This window comes from Simplicispira sp. 125 (genome assembly GCF_003096555.1).
GTDB lineage: Bacteria > Pseudomonadota > Gammaproteobacteria > Burkholderiales > Burkholderiaceae_C > Simplicispira.
Genome location: NZ_QEKM01000001.1, coordinates 512,410 through 530,772, shown reverse-complemented (window position 1 = coordinate 530,772; position 18,363 = coordinate 512,410). Strand labels below are relative to the sequence as shown.

Annotated in this window: 19 protein-coding genes; 14 read left to right on the top strand and 5 right to left on the bottom strand. The window is 64.2% G+C overall.

What is annotated here, in order from left to right; genetic code table 11:
- Positions 1–121: 121 nt before the first annotated feature.
- The gene (locus C8D04_RS02500; protein WP_116003454.1) at positions 122–1,282 is read right to left on the bottom strand and encodes a branched-chain amino acid ABC transporter substrate-binding protein; all 1,161 of its coding nucleotides are present in this window, start codon (positions 1,280–1,282) and stop codon (positions 122–124) included.
- Between the two features lie 383 nt (positions 1,283–1,665).
- On the bottom strand, positions 1,666–2,106 hold the full coding sequence (locus C8D04_RS02495; protein ID WP_116003453.1) for a CBS domain-containing protein: 441 nt from the start codon (positions 2,104–2,106) through the stop codon (positions 1,666–1,668).
- 312 nt (positions 2,107–2,418) lie between these two features.
- Between C8D04_RS02495 and C8D04_RS02490 the strand changes: the two genes are divergently transcribed.
- The 7 genes from C8D04_RS02490 (at position 2,419) to ybiB (ending at position 10,144) form a co-directional block, all read left to right on the top strand.
- On the top strand, positions 2,419–2,715 hold the full coding sequence (locus C8D04_RS02490; RefSeq protein WP_116003452.1) for a DUF4148 domain-containing protein: 297 nt from the start codon (positions 2,419–2,421) through the stop codon (positions 2,713–2,715).
- A 72-nt stretch (positions 2,716–2,787) separates the two neighbouring features.
- Positions 2,788–3,084, top strand: coding sequence for a DUF4148 domain-containing protein (locus C8D04_RS02485; RefSeq protein WP_116003451.1), 297 nt, complete (start codon positions 2,788–2,790; stop codon positions 3,082–3,084).
- Positions 3,085–3,417: 333 nt separating this feature from the next.
- Positions 3,418–5,898 carry a nitrite reductase large subunit NirB gene (gene nirB / locus C8D04_RS02480; protein ID WP_116003450.1) on the top strand — a complete coding sequence of 827 codons (2,481 nt, stop codon included), beginning with the start codon at positions 3,418–3,420 and terminating at the stop codon, positions 5,896–5,898.
- A gap of 69 nt (positions 5,899–5,967) precedes the next feature.
- Positions 5,968–6,363: a nitrite reductase small subunit NirD gene (gene nirD, locus C8D04_RS02475; RefSeq protein WP_116003449.1), complete on the top strand. Its 396-nt coding sequence runs from the start codon at positions 5,968–5,970 to the stop codon at positions 6,361–6,363.
- 36 nt (positions 6,364–6,399) lie between these two features.
- Positions 6,400–7,212 (top strand): formate/nitrite transporter family protein, encoded by an 813-nt coding sequence (locus tag C8D04_RS02470; RefSeq protein WP_116003448.1) that lies wholly within the window; start codon positions 6,400–6,402, stop codon positions 7,210–7,212.
- Positions 7,213–7,215: 3 nt separating this feature from the next.
- Positions 7,216–8,955 (top strand): bifunctional protein-serine/threonine kinase/phosphatase, encoded by a 1,740-nt coding sequence (locus C8D04_RS02465; protein WP_116003447.1) that lies wholly within the window; start codon positions 7,216–7,218, stop codon positions 8,953–8,955.
- A 268-nt stretch (positions 8,956–9,223) separates the two neighbouring features.
- On the top strand, positions 9,224–10,144 hold the full coding sequence (gene ybiB, locus C8D04_RS02460) for a DNA-binding protein YbiB (protein ID WP_116003446.1): 921 nt from the start codon (positions 9,224–9,226) through the stop codon (positions 10,142–10,144).
- Positions 10,145–10,290: 146 nt separating this feature from the next.
- On the opposite strand, the gene C8D04_RS02455 is transcribed toward ybiB, so the two are convergent.
- Together C8D04_RS02455 and C8D04_RS02450 are read right to left on the bottom strand one after the other, a co-directional pair.
- Positions 10,291–10,773 (bottom strand): DUF4124 domain-containing protein, encoded by a 483-nt coding sequence (locus C8D04_RS02455; RefSeq protein ID WP_116003445.1) that lies wholly within the window; start codon positions 10,771–10,773, stop codon positions 10,291–10,293.
- Positions 10,774–10,805: 32 nt separating this feature from the next.
- Positions 10,806–11,096: a hypothetical protein gene (locus C8D04_RS02450; RefSeq protein WP_116003444.1), complete on the bottom strand. Its 291-nt coding sequence runs from the start codon at positions 11,094–11,096 to the stop codon at positions 10,806–10,808.
- 97 nt (positions 11,097–11,193) lie between these two features.
- On the opposite strand from C8D04_RS02450, the gene C8D04_RS02445 reads away from it, so the two are divergent.
- The 4 genes from C8D04_RS02445 (at position 11,194) to hpaI (ending at position 14,475) form a co-directional block, all read left to right on the top strand.
- Positions 11,194–12,522: an NAD(P)/FAD-dependent oxidoreductase gene (locus C8D04_RS02445; protein ID WP_116005970.1), complete on the top strand. Its 1,329-nt coding sequence runs from the start codon at positions 11,194–11,196 to the stop codon at positions 12,520–12,522.
- A gap of 161 nt (positions 12,523–12,683) precedes the next feature.
- The gene (gene rpsU, locus C8D04_RS02440) at positions 12,684–12,896 is read left to right on the top strand and encodes a 30S ribosomal protein S21 (protein WP_094477962.1); all 213 of its coding nucleotides are present in this window, start codon (positions 12,684–12,686) and stop codon (positions 12,894–12,896) included.
- Between the two features lie 225 nt (positions 12,897–13,121).
- A complete protein-coding gene (locus C8D04_RS02435; protein WP_116003443.1) occupies positions 13,122–13,580 on the top strand; it encodes a GatB/YqeY domain-containing protein in 459 nt (152 codons plus the stop codon).
- A gap of 88 nt (positions 13,581–13,668) precedes the next feature.
- A complete protein-coding gene (gene hpaI / locus C8D04_RS02430) occupies positions 13,669–14,475 on the top strand; it encodes a 4-hydroxy-2-oxoheptanedioate aldolase (RefSeq protein ID WP_116003442.1) in 807 nt (268 codons plus the stop codon).
- A 90-nt stretch (positions 14,476–14,565) separates the two neighbouring features.
- On the opposite strand, the gene pmbA is transcribed toward hpaI, so the two are convergent.
- A complete protein-coding gene (gene pmbA, locus C8D04_RS02425; RefSeq protein ID WP_116003441.1) occupies positions 14,566–15,951 on the bottom strand; it encodes a metalloprotease PmbA in 1,386 nt (461 codons plus the stop codon).
- Between the two features lie 89 nt (positions 15,952–16,040).
- Here pmbA and yjgA point away from each other — a divergent pair, with 89 nt between their 5' ends.
- From yjgA to C8D04_RS02410, 3 genes are read left to right on the top strand one after another with little or no spacing between them, the layout of a single operon-like run.
- On the top strand, positions 16,041–16,706 hold the full coding sequence (yjgA, locus tag C8D04_RS02420) for a ribosome biogenesis factor YjgA (protein WP_116003440.1): 666 nt from the start codon (positions 16,041–16,043) through the stop codon (positions 16,704–16,706).
- Complete coding sequence (gene mog / locus C8D04_RS02415; protein ID WP_116003439.1) at positions 16,696–17,301, top strand: molybdopterin adenylyltransferase; 606 nt, start codon at positions 16,696–16,698, stop codon at positions 17,299–17,301. The genes yjgA and mog overlap by 11 nt, the downstream gene beginning before the upstream one ends.
- A gap of 28 nt (positions 17,302–17,329) precedes the next feature.
- On the top strand, positions 17,330–18,361 hold the full coding sequence (locus tag C8D04_RS02410) for a hypothetical protein (RefSeq protein ID WP_116003438.1): 1,032 nt from the start codon (positions 17,330–17,332) through the stop codon (positions 18,359–18,361).
- Positions 18,362–18,363 lie beyond the last annotated feature (2 nt).

The following is an 18,363-nucleotide window of genomic DNA, read 5'->3' as shown; positions in this document are numbered from 1 at the left end:
ACACACCCCTATATCGCTACACGCTGCAAGAGAAGGGGGGGGAGCCACCAGCGCGCAGGGCAAGCCTTTGCGCGGTGGCCCCTGGCACAGGCTTGCCCATTTCACGCGCCGAGCAGCACGCTTACCAGCGGTCTGACCGCATGCGCAGCTCCCAATTGCCGCGCCGCAGTTCATACACGCCCACGGCGGCGTAGCGCTGCTCGCCTTTATCGTCCCAGGTCATGGTGCCGGTCACCGGTGCATAGCCGTTGATGGAATGCATCGCGGCCGTCACATCCTTGGGCTTGGCCGACTTGGCCTTCTGCAGCGCTGCCGACAGCACATACATGCTGTCGTAGGTGTAGTGGCCGCCATACGCCGGGGGCTTCTTGAAAGCCTCAAGGTACTTCTCCAGGAACTGGCGACCGGTGACGAATTCCTTGGCCTCCAGCACCGGCGAGGTGGCAAAAATACCTTCGATGATGCCGGCCGCCTTGGCCATATCGGTGGTTTTGATCGTGTCACCGCCGAGCAGGCGTACCCGGGTGTAGTCGATCTTTTTAAGCGCCTCAATCAGGGCCACAGCCTGAAAGTCATTCAACGTGGAGACGATGACCTCGACATTTGCGGCCTTGATTTCCTCCGCCAGCTTGTCAAACGCCACCGTCTTGTCGTCAAACGACTGGCGCAGCACCACCTCGCGCTTCTCGGCCTTGAGCTGGACCACGGCGCCATCGGTCAAGCCCTTGCCATAAGGCGTCCCATCGTCCAGCGCGGCATAGCGCACAGCCCCAAACTGCGACGCAGCAAACGAGCCAATGGCACGTGCCTGCAGATCGTCGTTAGCCACCATGCGGAAAGTGGTGGACAAGCCCAGCTGCGTGAACTTTGGGTTCGTGGAGATCGCAATCTGCGCAATATCCTTGGCACCGTAAATGGGCGCTGTCTCGATGCTCACGCCCGAATTGAGGTGCCCAATGACAGCCACGATCCCCGCATCCACCAACTGCTGCGCCACGGCTTTGCCTGTGGCAGCGTCGGCCCGGTCGTCCATTGCAACCACCTCCAGCGTGACGCGTTTGCCGTCAATGGCGTAGTTGTTCTTATTCAACTCGCTCACGGCCAGGTTCACGCCATTGAGCAAATCCTGCCCCAGGGCGGCCAGCGGGCCACTCAACGGCTGCGCTACCCCGATCTTGATGATGTCAGGGATATTGCTGCAGCCCGTCAGCAAGCCGCTGGCCGCCAAAGGGGCAAGCGCCAGTCCGGCAGTGAAATGGCGCCGTTTCAAAGAAGTCGTCATGCAGGAAACTCCGTCCAAAAAATGTTTGTGACTGGGTGTATACAAGGGCCTTGACCTCAGGCGTGACCGGGAAAGCCCTGCCATTAGCAAGTTTCAGGCATGAAAAGGCCGTGCAATACATCTTTCTGTACGGAACTTGCGATAACACCGCCATAAATGGCTTACGTATCGTGGCGAAGATCCTGGCCGTGACCGGCCTATTAGCATGCCCAGCCGCTGGCCAATCGCTTGCGGCAGCAGGCCACATTACCCATCAAACAAGGTGACTTGGAGTGTCAAATCCGCTGATTCATCCCGCATCAGCTGCATCGAAGGCTGATCTAAAGCCAGTGGACTACCCTCAGTCAAAGAGGCAAACCCGACCCAGGGGGGCTTGCCGTCGTTCAGCGGCGACCACCTGTGATGTAGTGCTCCAGCTGCTCGATGATAAATTTCTGCTCGGAGATGATGTCTTTCACCAAGTCACCGATGGAGATCATGCCCAGCAGCTTGCCGTCGTCCACCACCGGCAGGTGGCGCAGGCGCTTGCTGGTCATCAGCTGCATGCACTGCTCGCTGGTCTGGGTGGAATGCACGCACAGCACAGACGTCGTCATCACGTCGCGCACCAGGGTTTTGTCCGAGGTACGGCCCATGAGGGCAATCTTGCGGGCGTAGTCGCGCTCGGTGATGATGCCCACGATGGCGTCGTTCTCCATGACCAGCAGTGCGCCAATGCCCTTGTCGCCCATACGGCGCAGCGCTTCTAGAACAGTGTCCGTGGGCCCGATGGACTGCACGATGGAATCCGGTTTGGACTTGAGAATTTCGGCTACGACGGTCATGGAACACCTCCCTCGGGATAACAGGCTGCAAAAGCCTATTTCAGCCCATCCACGCCCATAGCGCAACGGGGCCTTGTACCAAGTTGTGTGCTGCCGTGTATACGCCCGATTTCTCACCCCAGACACGCCAATTATTCCAAATACCGGAATAGTCAATTATAGACTGAGTAGTTTTTTCATGACCAATAGGGGCGTACAGTTCAACCCATCGATGAGACGAACCCGCTAAGGCGACTCACCGAAACCGCCCCGCAGGACTCGATGGCTTCTGCGGCCAGCGGATCCACAGAGTACGTTTGAAAGGACACCATCATGAACACCGCACGCATTCTCTCTATTGCCGCCGTTGCCGCTTTTGCCTCGATCGGCGCACAAGCCGCCGAACTCAATGGCGACCTGTACGGCACCGACTTCGAAGCCCGCGTCCAGTCCACCCGCAGCAGCGCCGATGTGCGCGCCGAAGGTCAGCAGGCACTGGCTAGCTTTGCCAAGGGCCCTGTGGCCGACCACGCAGCCCGCGCTGTCAGCACCCAGGACCGCACCGCTGTGCGTGCAGAGGCCGTGACCGCCGCCCGTGCAGGCCTGATCGCCACTGGCAACCGCAGCTAAAAACCCCGGCGCCTGCAGACCTGGCAGGCGCCTTGAGCACCCCACCATTTTTTCTGCATCAAGGACACCACCATGAACACCGCACGCATCCTCTCCATTGCCGCCGTTGCCGCTTTTGCCTCGATCGGCGCACAAGCCGCTGAACTCAATGGCGACCTGTACGGCACCGACTTCGAAGCCCGCGTCCAATCCACCCGCAGCAGCACCGAAGTGCGCGCCGAAGGCCATGCAGCACTGCCTAATTTCGCCAAGGGCCCTGTGGCCGACCACGCAGCCCGCGCTGTCAGCACCCAGGACCGCACCGCTGTGCGTGCAGAGGCCGTGACCGCTGCCCGCGCCGGCAAAATCGCCACCGGCAACCGCAGCTAAACACTGCATTCCGACGCCAGAATTCTGGCGCCCCACAAGGCCCGCACCGTGCAAACGGTGCGGGCCTTTCGCTTTCTCTCTCGGTATGTGCGCCGCCATGGCGCAGACGCACCTTGCGACGCACCAGGCGCTGGCACAGCACCCCAGCATGGTGCAAACGCCTCAGGCACCGCACGGTTCTGGCCTACCGCACTGCCAGGGTGCGCACTCCTGTACCCATAGACAAAGCACACAAGCATTTCAACGCTGGCACGGTCATTGCATTGCAGTGCATACAGGCGCACATCCAACGCGCCCATGTTCTGCAATGCAATTGCCCAGGGAGGGGCTCCGATGAAAAAACCCAGGCTGGTCATGGTAGGCAACGGAATGGCCGGTGTGCGCACGCTCGAAGAGCTGCTCAAGATCGCACCCGGCCTGTACGACATCACGGTGTTCGGCGCCGAGCCGCACCCGAACTACAACCGCATCCTGCTCTCGCCCGTGCTGGCGGGGGAGCAGACGGTGGACGAGATCATCCTCAACGACTGGTCCTGGTACCAGGACAACGGTATCACCCTGCACACGGGCTGCACGGTCACCGATGTAGACCGCGTGCACCGCGTGGTGCACGGCACCAGCGCAGCGGGCGAGCAGATCAGCGCCGAATACGACCGCCTTATCCTCGCCACGGGCTCCAACCCGTTCATCCTGCCCTTGCCGGGCAAGGAGCTCGACGGCGTGCTGGCCTACCGCGACATTGCCGACACGCAGGCCATGATCGATGCGGCGGCCACCTACCAGCATGCGGTCGTCATTGGTGGCGGCCTGTTGGGACTGGAGGCCGCCAACGGCCTGATGAAACGCGGCATGCAGGTGACCGTGGTGCACGCCAGCGAATGGCTGATGGAGCGCCAGCTCGACAGCGTGGCCGGCAAGATGCTGCAAAAGTCGCTGGCCGAGCGCGGCATGCAGTTCCTCATGCAGGGCCAAACTGCTGCGCTGCTGGGCAACGAGAACGGCCGTGCAGACGGGGAAGAGGCCCCGTCGAAACAACGGGTCCGGGCCGTGCAATTCAAGGACGGCACCGAGGTGCCCGCCGACCTGGTGGTGATGGCCGTGGGCATCCGCCCCAACACGCAGCTCGCCGAAAAGATGCGCCTGCACGTGAACCGTGGCATTGTGGTGAGCGACACGCTACAAACCACCACCGACGCGCGCATCTACGCCGTGGGCGAGTGCGCGGCGCACCGGGGCATTGCCTACGGTCTGGTGGCGCCGCTGTTCGAGCAGGCCCGCGTGTTGGCCAACCACCTAGCGGAGTTTGGCATTGACCGCTACCAGGGCTCGCTCACGTCCACCAAGCTCAAGGTGACGGGCATCGACCTGTTCTCGGCCGGGGACTTCCAGGGCGGCGCGGGCACCGAGGAGATCGTCATGAGCGACCCGAGCGGCGGCGTGTACAAGAAACTGGTGCTCAAGGACGACAAGCTTATAGGCGCTTGCCTGTATGGCGACACGGTGGATGGCAGCTGGTACTTCAAGCTGCTGCGCGACGCCCGCCCCGTCGGCGACATCCGCGACAAGCTGATGTTTGGCGAATCCAACATGGGCGACGCCGGCCACCAGGGCCACAACAAGGCCGCCGCCATGCTGGACAGCGACGAGGTGTGCGGCTGCAATGGCGTCACCAAGGGCACCATCTGCAAGGCCATCAAAGACAAGGGCCTGTTCACGCTGGACGAGGTGCGCAAGCACACCAAGGCCAGCGCGAGCTGCGGGTCGTGCACCGGCCTGGTCGAACAGATTCTGATGTTCACCGCCGGGGGCGACTACTCGGCCACGCCCAAAACCAAGCCCCTGTGCGGCTGCACCGACCACGGCCACCAGGCCGTGCGCGACGCCATCCGCACGCACAAGCTGCTGAGCACGGGCGCGGTATTCCGTTTCATGGACTGGAAGACCCCCAACGGCTGCCCCGGCTGCCGCCCGGCCATCAACTACTACTGCATCAGCACCTGGCCCAAGGAGGCGCAGGACGACCCGCAAAGCCGCGCCATCAACGAGCGCAGCCACGCTAACATCCAGAAGGACGGCACCTATTCCGTGGTGCCCCGCATGTGGGGTGGCGAAACCACGGCCGACGAGCTGCGCCGCATCGCCGATGTGGTGGACAAATACAAAATTCCCACCGTCAAGGTCACGGGCGGCCAACGCATCGACCTGCTGGGCGTGAAGAAGGAAGACCTGCAGGCCGTGTGGCGCGACATCGGCATGCCCAGCGGCCACGCCTACGCCAAGGCGCTGCGCACGGTGAAGACCTGCGTGGGCAGCGAGTGGTGCCGCATGGGCACGCAGGACAGCACCCAAATGGGCAAGGACCTGGAACGCGCCTTTGTGGGCATGCACGCACCGCACAAGGTCAAGTTCGCCGTCAGCGGCTGCCCGCGCAACTGCGCCGAGAGCGGCATCAAGGACGTGGGAATCATCGGCGTGGACAGCGGCTGGGAGATGTACGTGGCGGGCAACGGTGGCATCAAGACCGAGGTGGCGCAGTTCTTCGTCAAGCTCAAAACCGCCGAGGAAGTCATGGAGTACACCGGCGCCTTCATGCAGCTCTACCGCGAGGAAGGCTGGTACCTGGAGCGCACCGTGCACTACGTAGCGCGCGTGGGTCTGGACTACGTGAAAAAGAAAGTGCTCGACGACCACGAAGGCCGCAAAGCCCTGTGGGCGCGCCTGCAAGGCGCGCTCGAAGGCGCGCCCGACCCCTGGTTCGATTTCGACAAAGCGCGGGTGGACCAGCGCCAGTTCACCCCCATCGCCGTAGTCTGAACAATATTTATACAAAAACAGCCCATAGCGCTTTATAGATAAGCGCTACCAGCTACAAAAGGAATAGCGATGACCACATGGAAACCCATTTGCCGCGTAGACGACATCCCTGTGCTGGGCGCACGCCGCGTTCAGCGCGCCCAGGGCCTGGAGGTGGCCGTGTTCCGGACCGAGGCGGGCGAGATCTTCGCCCTGCTCGACCGCTGCCCGCACAAGGGCGGGCAACTGTCGCAGGGCATCGTGTTCGGCCACAGCGTGGCCTGCCCGCTGCACAACTGGACCATCGGCCTGTGCGACGGCCAGGCCGCAGCGCCCGACGAGGGCTGCACGCCGAAGTTCCAGGTCAAGGTGGAGGACGGCCAGGTGTTCCTGGACGCCGACGAACTGGCGCACCACGCCACCACCGAGACGCGCCCTCTCGCCGGGCCCTGCCAGCGCAGCGCCACTACAGCCACCACGGCGTAACACCTTTTCGACCCCGACTACCGCAGAAAGAACACCATGGCCTACCTCGTCCCTTCCGAATTCGTCACCAAGATGGTGGATGCCGGTGAATCCAAGGTCTACATGTCCACCCGCGACACCCTGATTCGCGCGTATATGGCGGGCGCCATCCTGTCGCTGGCAGCCGTGTTTGCCGTCTCGGCCACCGTCATGACAGGCTCGGCGCTGGTGGGCGCCATCCTGTTCCCCGTGGGGTTTTGCATGCTCTACCTGCTGGGCTTCGATCTGCTGACCGGCGTGTTCGTGCTCACCCCGCTGGCCTGGCTCGACAAGCGCCCCGGCGTCACGGTCAAGGGGGTGCTGCGCAACTGGGGGCTAGTTTTTGTCGGCAATTTTCTGGGGGCGCTGACCGTGGCCTTCATGATGGCCTTCATCTTCACCTACGGTTTTTCGGTGCCCCCCAACGAGGTGGGCACCAAGATCGGCCACATCGGCGAGGCGCGCACCCTGGGCTATGCGCAACACGGCTTGATGGGCTGGATCACCATCTTCATCCGCGGCATGCTGTGCAACTGGATGGTGTCCACCGGCGTGGTGGGGGCCATGATTTCCACCACCGTCAGCGGCAAGGTCATCGCCATGTGGATGCCGGTGATGGTGTTTTTTGCCATGACCTTCGAGCACTCGGTGGTGAACATGTTTCTGTTCCCCTCGGGCCTGATGATGGGCGGCAACTTCTCCATCCTCGACTACTTCCTCTGGAACGAAATCCCCGTGGTGCTGGGCAACCTGGTCGGCGGCCTGGCGTTTACCGGGCTCACGCTCTACGTCACGCACATCCGCACGGCCCCCAAGCGCAAGCTGGTCTGACCAGTGGCCGACACCCTGCGCGTGCACATCGGTCAGCATTCGGACAAGGGCCACCAGGAGATCAACCAGGATTTCCATGGCGCCTGCGTCCCCGAAGGCCCGGCCCTGGCCAGCAAGGGCGTGGCCCTGGCGCTGGCCGACGGCATCAGCAGCAGCGACGTCAGCCACATCGCCAGCGCAGCCGCCGTGCATGCATTGCTGCAGGACTACTACTGCACGTCCGACGCCTGGAGCGTGCGCCGCTCGGTGCAGTGCGTGCTGGCCGCCACCAACTTCTGGCTGTACGCACAAGACCGCAATGGCCCCCACCGCTTCGATGCCGACCGGGGCCATGTGTGCACCCTCAGCGCACTGGTTCTCAAGTCGGCCACCGCGCACCTGTTCCATGTGGGTGATGCACGCATCTACCGCGTGCAGGGCAAGGCGCTGGAGCAGCTCACGCAGGACCATCGCGTGCAACTGCCCGGTGGCCACAGCCACCTGGCCCGCGCCATGGGTTTTCACCCCCAGCTCGACATCGATTACCGCGCGCTGTCCGTCGAGCCTGGCGACACCTTCGTGCTGGCCACGGATGGCGTGCACGAGCATGTGCCCGCCCCCTTCATCCTCCAGACGCTGCAGGACCACGCGTGCGACCTGGACCAGGCCGCACGCGCCATCGTGGCCGAGGCACTGCACCGGGGCAGCCCCGACAACCTGACGCTGCAGGTGGTGCGCATCGACGCACTGCCCCTGCAGGACAGCAGCGAACTGCAGCGCCAGCGCGCGGCCCTGCGCCTGCCGCCGATACTGGCCCCGCGCGACACCCTGGACGGCTACCAGATCGTGCGCGAGCTACATGCCAGCCACCGCAGCCACATCTACCTGGCCATGGCCCCGGAAAGCGGCGAACAGGTGGTGCTCAAGACCCCTTCCATCGACCTGCAAAGCGACGAGGACGCCCTTGACCGCTTTCTGCTGGAGGAATGGATTGCCCGCCGCATCCACAGCCCCCATGTACTGCGGGCCGTGGCCAGCACCCACCGGCGCGAGCACCTGTTTGTCGCACTAGAGCATGTGCAGGGCCAGACACTGGCGCAGTGGATGATCGACCACCCCCGCCCCGCGCTTGCCGAGGTGCGCAGCATCGTGGTGCAGATCGCACGCGGCCTGCAGGCCTTTCACCGCAGGGAGATGCTGCACCAGGACCTGCGCCCCGAGAACATCATGATCGACCACACCGGCACGGTGAAGATCATCGACTTTGGTGCGGTGCACGTGGCCGGGCTGGCTGAGACCGCCGTACACGGTGACAGCACGGCCATTCTGGGCACCGTGCAATACACCGCGCCCGAATATTTCTGGGGCGGGCCCAGCACACCGCAATCAGACCTTTTTTCACTCGGCGTCATCACCTACCAGATGCTCACCGGGCGCCTGCCCTACGGCACCCAGATGGCGGGCCTGCGCAGCCGCGCCGCCCTCACGCGGCTGCGCTATGCCAGTGCACTGCACGACGAAAGCCGGCCCATTCCCGCCTGGATCGATGCCGTGCTGGAACGTGCGGTGCACCCCAACCCGCTCAAACGCCAGGCCGAGCTGTCCGAGTTCGTGCACGAACTGCACCAACCCGGCGCAGCCACCCTGGCCCGCACGCGCCCGCCCTTGGCCGAGCGCAATCCGCTGATGTTCTGGCGCGCCACGGCATTGGTGCTGGCGATCACCGTCATCGCGCTGCTGGGTGTGCTCCACGCGCGGGGCTGAAGCCCAGGCACAAGGCTTGCCTGGTGTCCGGCACAGCACCGCACAAGAAACACCGCCATGCCCCACACGCATCCCGACCCACTTGGGGGCCGCCTGTACAGCAAGGCACCAGCCTGCACCACGCACGGCAGCGCCGCCGGAGCTTCATGGTGCGGCTGCAATCTGGCGCTGTACCCGACCGGCGCACTCCCCCCTGCGCAGCGCGCGCTGCAGTGCGGCTGCACTTGCACGACAATGCGCTCCCCACAGCAATACAGGCGTCAGACCCATGGGCATTAGCCAATACCTCAAAGTGATCGGACGCGGCAAAGTGGGTGCACGCAACCTGCCGCGCGACCAGGCCACCGACCTGATGGGCCAGGTGCTTGACGGCACGGCCAGCGACCTTGAAGTGGGCGCCTTCTGCATCGCCATGCGTATCAAGGGCGAAACACCAGAAGAAATGGCGGGCTTCCTCGACGCCGTGCACGAGCGCCTGGAGATGCTGCCCGCCAGCGCCCGCCCGCTCGTGGTGCTGCCCAGCTACAACGGCGCGCGCAAGCTGCCCGTGCTGACCCCGCTGCTGGCCCTGCTACTGGCACGCAACGGCCTGCCCGTGCTGGTGCACGGCACGGCCACGGAAGACCGCCGCGTCTCCAGCCAGGACGTGCTGGCCGCGCTGGACATTCCGGCATTGCAGGAACTGGACGAAATCGACAACGGTCAGGTGGCCTTCGCCCCCACCGCGCTGCTGCTGCCGGGCCTGGAGCGCCTGCTGGACGTGCGCCGCACGCTGGGCCTGCGCAACAGCGCCCACAGCCTCGTCAAGCTCATGGACCCTCTCTCGCCCGTGGCGGGCGACAGCCTCATCGTGGGCAGCTACACGCACCCCGAGTACGCCGAGTCGATGGCTGCCACCATCGCCCTCACGGGCGCCGATGCCCTGCTGCTGCGCGGCACCGAAGGCGAGCCCGTGGCCGATCCGCGCCGCACGCCGCAGATGGATGGCTTTCTCTCCGGGCGCGCCGTGCGCCTGCAGGAAGCCCAGGGCGGCCCGCTGACCGCACTGCCCACACTGCCCGCCACCACCGAAGCTGCCAGCACTGCGGCCTACACCCGCGCCGTGCTCAGCGGCGAACTGCCCGTGCCCGAGCCCATCGCACGGCAGGTGGAACATCTCTTGCATCTCGTCCAACAGATTGCACGATAGGCACCCCATGGCCCTTCCGCACAGTCCACTCCTCGGGAACGGACCACTGGGTACCCAAAAGCACTGGGCCAACCGGGGCGACGGCCACTGCGGCGACCCACACAGCGTGCACCTGAAACTGCGCGCGAAGTTCTGTGCGTGCCTGTTCAGAGTCCTTCCAGCTCCTTCTCCAGCGCCTTGAGCTGCTTGCGTAGCTCCTCGGAGCGCGCCTCGCAGGCAGCCTTGTCCTTGGTGCTGGCCGCCTCCAGCTCTTGCACGAACTGGGAGCCTTGCGGCAGGTTGCCGCGCCGCAGCGGCCCCGCGTGGGCGACGGCCTCTGCCGACGCCGCCGCGCATTCACTCTGGTTACGCTCAAGTGCCGCGCGCGCCTGCGGGATGCCCTGGGCTTGTAGGTAGTTCTTGCGCTGCCAGGTCGGCCCGAACGCGCCTTCTTGGGTGATGGAACGCGGGGGCTGGATGGGGGCGGCGCCCTTTACGACTGGCCGCACTTCAATCTTCTCGCCCTGGCCTTCGCAGGGTGCGTCTTGGAAAGACACCTTGCCATCGGAGGCGGTGCATTTGTTGATGGCCCACGCCGGGGCCAAAAAGCCCAGCGCCAGAGCGCAGACGGCACAGCGGATTTGATGCATGGAACATGCCCTCGGCAGATCAATGGCACATGCTAACGCACCGCACAACAAGCGGCGAACTCTGCAATCCGCCGCCCCATGACCGCAATGTCCCTGTACCAGGGGCGCTGTGCCAATGGGAGATAGGTCTGAGGCGTATACAAGGCCTGCGGACCCCCTGCAACCATCTGCACCTGCCCATTGGCATCGATCGTGCCAACGAGGGCATTGCCGTTTTCTCTCTCGTTACTGATCGTGTTGAGAAACGCAAAATAACGCTTGGCAAACCACAGCAGCCCCGCCGTCTCGGTCCGCAGGACTTGTACGTCCAGGTTGAGGAACATCCCTGTGGAAGCAAAATGGCTGGAACTTGTCCAGGTCAGCCAAGCAGCCAGCAGAGACGGCACAATCAGCGCCTTTGCCTCACCGCTTCCGACTGCCGTGCCGACGCTTCCCTTTTTTGATACCGTGATCGTCGGCGCAGGCGCCGCCGGTTTGTTTTGCGCAGGCCAGGCGGGCCAGCGTGGCCTCAAGGTGCTGCTCATTGACCATGCGCAGACAGTGGCCGAGAAGATCCGCATCTCGGGCGGCGGGCGTTGCAACTTCACCAACCGCGATCTCGACCCCACGGCCCCGCACAAATACTTTGTGGGGCAGAACCCGCAGTTTTGCCGCTCAGCCCTGTCACGCTATACCCCGGCAGACTTCATCGCCCTGCTGCAAAAGCACGGCATCGCGTTCCACGAAAAGCACAAAGGCCAGTTATTTGCCGACCGCTCGGCCGAGGACATCATCGCCATGCTGCTGGCCGAATGCGCCGCAGGTGGCGTGACGCACTGGCAACCCTGCAGTGTCAAAAAAATAGCCTTTTTGGCTTCTAGGGCAGAAGATACAAGCGCTGGAAGCTATCAAATTGATACTGATCGCGGCACGGTGCAGGCGCGCAGCGTGGTCGTGGCCACAGGCGGGCTTTCCATTCCAAAAATCGGCGCCACTGATTTTGGCTACCGGCTCGCACAGCAGTTCGGCATTCCGCTCATCGAACGCCGCCCCGGCCTGGTGCCGCTCACCTTCGACGGCGACGCCTGGGCGCCTTACGCGCAGCTCGCCGGCCTGGCGCTGCCGGTGCAGATCAGCACGGGAATCCAGGAAGGCCCCCACGCTCCACCGCTTCGCGGGTCGCTGCCCCCCGAGGGGGCCGCTTTTGCCTTGGGGCGACCCAGCGGCAAAAGAAAAACGCGCATGGCTTTTGACGAAGATCTGCTGTTCACGCACCGGGGGCTGTCGGGCCCGGCGGTGCTGCAAATCTCCAGCTACTGGCAGGAGGGCACGCCGCTGTCCATCAACCTGGCACCGGGGGCCGACCTGCCTGCCGCGCTGGCGCAGGCCAAGCTGCGATCACGCAAACTGCTGGCCAATGAACTGGCGCAGTGGGTGCCCAGCCGCCTGGCCGACGCCTGGGCTGCGCAAAGCAGCGACTGGCAGCGCCCCGTGGCCGAGGCCTCGGACAAGGCCCTGGCGCGGCTGGCAGAGCAACTGGCGCACTGGCAGCTCACGCCCACCGGCACCGAGGGCTACAAAAAGGCCGAGGTCACGCTGGGCGGCATCGACACGCGCGCCCTGTCGCAACAAACCATGGAGAGCAAGGCGCAAAGCGGCCTGTACTTCATTGGCGAGGTGGTGGACATCACCGGCTGGCTGGGGGGCTATAACTTTCAGTGGGCCTGGGCCAGTGCACATGCGTGCGCGCAAGCGTTGCCTGCCGCTTGATGCCTGGACACCCGCCGGACAAGCGCTATAATGTCCGGCTTTGCTGGCATCGCCCCGTCGGCCAAATACTAGTTACAGACGGGGAACACCGCCACGCAAGGTCTTGAGGCCCGATCTCCCCAAGACCCTCTGCGGGCAAAATTTTTGGAAACCATTAGCTAATGACCACCATCCGTGTAAAAGAGAACGAGCCCTTTGACGTTGCCCTGCGCCGTTTCAAGCGCACCATCGAAAAGCTGGGCCTGCTGACCGACCTGCGTGCCCGCGAGTTCTACGAAAAGCCCACCGCCGAGCGCAAGCGCAAGAAGGCAGCCGCCGTCAAGCGCAACTACAAGCGTATCCGCAGCATGCAGCTGCCCAAGAAGATGTACTGATCTTCGGCTCCGGGCTCTGCTTGGAACCTGGACTTGTCACCACAGGTCCCAACCCGCGCTAGGGACGCCAAGCGCGGGTTTTTGTTTTTTTGGGTCTGCACAAAGCCCCTCTGGCGTCGTTACAACGCCTTGCCGTAGCAACACTACTGTCTGCGGCGCTGCGCCTAGCCAGAGGGGCTTTGTGCAAACCCGACACCTCTGCCTAACCCACAAAAGGAAGCCGCCATGAGCCTCAAGGACCAGATCACCGAAGACATGAAAACCGCCATGCGCGCCAAGGACAGTGAGCGCCTGCTGACCATCCGGGGCCTGCTGGCCGCCTGCAAGCAAAAAGAGGTGGACGAGCGCGTGGTACTCGACGATGCGGCCGTGGTCGCCATCGTCGACAAGCTCGTCAAGCAGCGCAAGGACTCGATCGCTGCCTTCGAGGGCGCGGGCCGCCAGGACCTGGCCGACAAGGAAAAAGCCGAAATGGCGGTGTTGCAGGGCTACCTGCCCGAGCGCATGTCGGCCGAGGAAACCGCCGCAGCGGTGCAAGCCATCGTGATCGAGCTGGGCGCCAAGGGCCAGGGCGATATGGGCAAGGTCATGGGCGTGGTCAAAACCCGCCTGGCGGGCAAGGCCGATATGGGCCAGGTGTCTGCCGCTGTGAAAGCCGCGCTGGCGGGCTTGAGCGCCAACTGATGGGGGGGCCGCCATAGCGGCCCGGCGTGTCAAAGGCCTGGCGCTACGATAGCGGTCTGATCGTCTTTTTTGAGCGAACCCCACCGCCATGCCCGCCCACAATCCCTTTAAATCCGCCCTGGCCGCAGGCCAGCCCCAGATCGGCCTGTGGCTCTCCATGGCGGACGCCTACCTCGCAGAAGTGGCCGCCACGGCCCGCTTCGACTGGCTGCTGATCGACGGCGAACACGCCCCCAACGACCTGCGCAGCATGCTGGCGGCGCTGCAGGCCATCGCGCCCTACCCTTCGCACCCCGTGGTGCGTGTGCCGCAGGGCGACACAGCCCTCATCAAACAGGTGCTCGACATCGGCGCCAGGTCGCTGCTGGTGCCCATGGTGGACACGGCCGAGCAGGCCCGCGCCATCGCTGCAGCCACACAGTACCCGCCGCAGGGCGTGCGCGGCGTGGGCAGCGCCGTGGCGCGCTCGTCGCTATGGACCAGTCGCGCCGACTACATGGACATTGCCGATGACGAAATATGCCTGCTGGTGCAGGCCGAAACCGTCACCGCGATGCACAACCTGCCCGAAATCTGCGCGGTGCAAGGCGTGCACGGCGTCTTCATCGGCCCGGCAGACCTGTCCGCCTCCATGGGCCACCGCAGCAACCCGGGCCACCCCGAAGTGCAAGCCGCCATCGACAAGGCCATCGCCACCATTGTGGCCAGCGGCAAGGCGGCCGGCATCCTCACATCGGACCCCGCGCTGGCCCAGCACTACCTGCAATTGGGCTGCACTTTTGTGGCAGTGGGCGTAGATGTGCTGGTGTTTGCCCAAGCGGCGCGCCAGTTGCGCGCGCAGTTTGGTGCCCATCCCCTGTCCGCTGCTGTCAAGGCCACGAGCGCTGCGTACTGAAGCTCACAGCCGACCTGAGCACCACAACGGCCCCTCCAACCACGAGAGTGGCACCGGGGATTCAAATCCAAGGCCCGACAGACGTCGCCATCAGCTCCCAGCCACCGTCATGCGATTGACCAGAATCGACCCCACGGTCTTGGCACCGTAGTTATAGGTGTCGGCACCCACGGCCACAATGCCCTTGAGCATGGTCTTGAGGTTGCCTGCGATGGTGATCTCGTGCACCGGGAAGGCGATCTCGCCGTTTTCCACCCAGAAACCGCTGGCGCCGCGGGAGTAGTCGCCCGTCACGTAATTGACACCCTGGCCCATGAGTTCGACCACGAACAGGCCGGTCCCCAGCTTTTTCAGCATGGCGTCCAGATCGTCGCCTTTTTTGGTACGGCGCGATGTCAGCACCAGGTTGTGCGAGCCACCGGCGTTGCCGGTGGTTTTCATGCCCAGCTTGCGGGCCGAATAGCTGCTGAGGAAGTAGCCCTGCACGCGCCCGGCGTCCACCACCTTGCGGGGCTGCACGCGCACGCCTTCTTCGTCAAACGGCGAGCTGCCCTTGCCGCACAGGATGAACGGATCTTCAAGAATGTCGATATGCGCAGGAAAAACCGGCTTGCCCAGCGAATCGAGCAGGAATGTGCTCTTGCGGTACAGCGCACCGCCGCTGATGGCCTGCACAAAACCGCCCAGCAGGCCTGCGGCCAGCGATGACTCGAACAGCACCGGGCATTCGGTGGTGGCGATTTTGCGGCTACCCAGGCGGGACAGGGCCCGCTGGGCCGCATAGCGGCCTATCGCGGCAGGCGCTGCCAGTTCGGCCGCGCTGCGCTGGGAGCTGTACCAGGCGTCGCGCTGCATTTCGCCGTTCTTGCCCGGCAGCGAGGCAATGGGCGAGACCGACAGGCTGTGGCGCGAAGTGGCATAGCCACCGCGAAAGCCCCGCGTGTGCGCGCTGAAAAAATGGCTTTGCTGCGCCGACACGCCCGCGCCTTCACTGTTGGTGATGCGCCGGTGAGTGGCAAACGCTGCCGCCTCGCATTCGAGCGCGATGCGCGTCGCCTCTTCGCTGGTCAAGGCCCAGGGATGGAAAAGGTCAAGATCGCGGTGGGTTTCCGGCGGGGCGATGTCGTCGGCATCCGGCAGGCCGGCCATCGGGTCTGCGGCGGTGAAACGGGCGATGTCGTAGGCGGCTTGCACCGTGCGCTCGATCGCGGCGGACGAAAAATCGGACGTGCTGGCATTGCCCCGGCGGTGGCCGATGTAGACCGTCACGCCCAGCGATTTGTCGCGGTTGCGCTCCACGGTTTCCAGCTCGCCCTTGCGCACGCCCACGGAGAGGCCGCACCCTTCGGAGGCCTCGGCACCCGCATCGGTGGCGCCCAGCTTCTTGGCGTGCGCCAGGGCATGGTCCACGAGTTGTTCAAAAAACGGGCGGGAATAGCTGAAGCCCGTGTCGGCGGAGGAATGCGTATGGTTCATGGCGACGGCTATGATACTTGCCGCAGTGGCACCCGCCTGGCACGGCACCGTCGCCCGCTCCACGAGACCCTTTTCCCCCGGATTCCACCATGTCACGCAAACCCACCAAAGGCTACTTCGTGAAGGGCCAGTTTGTTGCCGAAGGCAGCGAACTTGACCTTGAGCTCAAGGCCGAACTCAAAGGCACCCACGATGCCAGCCGCACCGATCTCAAGCGCGAGAGCGACGAGCTGCAAGAGCTGGGCAAAGAGCTGTTGACCCTGCGCGCCGACCTGCTCACCCGACTGGACCTGCCCGACAAGCTGGCAGAGGCCTTGCGGGAAGCCCGGCGCATCACCAACTTTGAAGGCAAGCGCCGCCAGATGCAGTTTGTCGGCAAGCTCATGCGCAAGCTCGATCCCGAGGCAGTACAGGCCGTGCGCGACGCGCTGACCGAACAGCGCAGCGGCTCCGCCAAAGAAAAACTGGCCCTGCACCAGGCCGAGCAGTGGCGCGACCAGTTGCTGGCCCAGGACAGCGCCCAGGCCGAATGGATTGCCCACTACCCCGGTACCGACATCCAGCAGCTGCGCGCCCTGATCCGCCAGGCACGCAAGGACGCACCCACCGAGAACAACACCACCGTCTCGCAAGGCCTGGCCCCCCGCAAGGGCCGCGCCTACCGCGAGCTGTTTGCGCTGGTGCGCGAGCAGGTGTCAGGCGCCAGCACCGAGGAGCCCGACACCGCCTTGGACGAGGATTCCGATGGCAAATGAAACACTGGCCTGCGACCCGGTCAAGATCGGCATCGTCTCCGTGAGCGACCGCGCCAGCAGCGGCGTGTACGAAGACAAGGGCTTGCCCGCTCTGCAAGACTGGCTGGCACGCGCACTGAAAAACCCGCTTACGTTCGAACCCCGGCTGATTGCCGACGAACAGGACCGCATCAGCGCCACACTGATTGAGCTGGTAGAAGCGGGCTGCAGCCTGGTGCTGACCACCGGCGGCACGGGCCCTGCGCTGCGCGACGTGACCCCCGAGGCCACGCTGGCCGTGGCGCACAAGGAAATGCCGGGCTTTGGCGAACAGATGCGCCAGATCAGCCTGCGCTTTGTGCCCACGGCCATCCTCTCGCGCCAGGTGGCGGTGGTGCGGGGCCACAGCCTCATCATCAACCTGCCCGGCCAACCCAAGGCCATTGCCGAAACGCTGGAGGGTCTGAAGGACGCGGACGGCCAGCAGCTCGTGCCCGGGATTTTTGCTGCTGTGCCCTACTGCATCGACCTGATTGGCGGCCCCTACCTGGAAACGCACGACGCCGTGTGCAAGGCCTTCCGGCCCAAGAGCGCTGTGCGGCCCAGGGCGGCCTGAACACCCCCCTTTTTCCATCGCATCCACCATGCCGATTTACCGCTGCAACCAATGTGGTTTCGTCTCCGAAGAAGCCAGCACCCCCATCGGCACCCAGATGCCTTGCGCCCGCTGCGGTACCGCCGCAACGGTTTTTGGCACGGTCTTTTATGTGGAAAAGCTCGTGGAACGGTATTTTTCAGCCATGCGGGAAATCAAGGCGCTACAGCAGCCCGACGCGCCGCCCGAAGGCATGATGGATTCCCACGCAACGCCGCAGGCCACGCAGGCGCCCGAGAGCCCTGCGGCCGACGCCTCGCCGCTACAAGACGTCAACCTGCACAACACCAGCCTGCTGGCCACGGCAGAGCAGCACGCACCGCTGCAGGCCTGGTTCGCCGCGCGCCAGATCGAGGCGCAGTTTGACTATGCGCAGGTCGACACCAGCGGCTTCTTTGACGACGCAGCGCGCATGGTGGGCACGGGTTACACCCTGTTTTCCGAACTGATGGACCGCGTGTGCTTCGCCTATCGCAAAAGCCATAGCTGGGTCAACCTGGAACTCGCCAGCCTGTCCCAAAAGGATGCGCAGGCCATCAACACCCTGTGCCGCCAGCTCTATAGCCACACGTTTTTTGCCCGCTACCACTACCAAAAACCCGAGAAAATCGTGCGGCTCACACTACAGACTGCGCCCGCCGTGCGCCAGTTTTTCGATGGTGGTTGGCTGGAGTGGCATGCCTTCATCACCCTGATCGAGCTGGCCCAGCAACGCGGCAAAGATTTCTCCTGCGCACGCGGGGTCAAAGTGGTGTTCCCCAACGAAGACCTGCATGAACTCGACGTGGTGTGCCTGCCTGCAGGCCAGCCCCCGATCTGCATCGAATGCAAATCGGGCGAGTTTCGCCGTGACATCGACAAATACCTGCGCCTGCGCAAGCGCCTGGGACTGGACCGCCAGCGCTTCGTGGTCTGCGCCGCCGACCTCACACAGGAACAGGCGGCAGGCCTGACGGCCATGTACGAACTGACGTTTGTCAACCTGGAAACACTGACACCCCACCTGGCCACGCTGCTGTAACG